Annotated in this window: 1 protein-coding gene; it reads left to right on the top strand. The window is 74.2% G+C overall.

The features are described 5' to 3' along the window. On the top strand, positions 1 to 584 hold a 584-nt coding region (locus ACKVMH_RS13595; RefSeq protein WP_412700678.1), incomplete at its 5' end, for a type II secretion system protein J. Positions 585 to 620: the final 36 nt, after the last annotated feature.

Below are 620 nucleotides of genomic sequence, written 5' to 3' on the forward strand. Positions count from 1 at the left end.
TGGCCATCGCCTTCTCGACCCTCGGCGCGGCCACCCAGGCCACGCGCCGCGGCGAGGCACTGGCCGAGCGCAACGAGCGCATCCGCGCGGTCGAGGGGTTCCTGCGCAAGCGCATCGCCGCCGCGCGGCCGCTCGCGTTCGCCACCGACGACGACACCCTGGTGCCGCAACGCTTCGTCGGCGGTCCCGACCGGATGCAGTTCGTCGCCGACCTGCCGGACTACCTCGGCCGCGGCGGCCCCCACCTGCACGATCTGCGCGTCCACACCGAAGGAGGCGAGACGCGGATCGAGGTGGACTTCCGCCTCGTGCTGGCCGGCGAGACCATCGAACCGAACGAACCGCGACCGCCGGAAACACTGGTCGACGGCATCGGCGCCGCGAGCTTCCGCTACCGCGCGATCGACCGCGAGAGCGGCGAACTCGGCGACTGGCAGGACGACTGGGAGGCCAGCGACCGGCTGCCGTTGCTGGTGGAAGTGACCATCAGCGACGCCGACGAGCGCGCGTGGCCGGCGCTGGTGGTGGCGCTGCCGCAGGCCGGCGGCCAGGCCGAGGACGGGTTCATGGGAGGGCTGCGGTGAGCGCCACCCGCCGGTCCCGCGGCGCGGCGCTGCTGC

The sequence above is a fragment of the Lysobacter zhanggongensis genome, assembly GCF_046638635.1.
GTDB classification, from domain to species: Bacteria; Pseudomonadota; Gammaproteobacteria; order Xanthomonadales; family Xanthomonadaceae; genus Novilysobacter; species Novilysobacter luteus.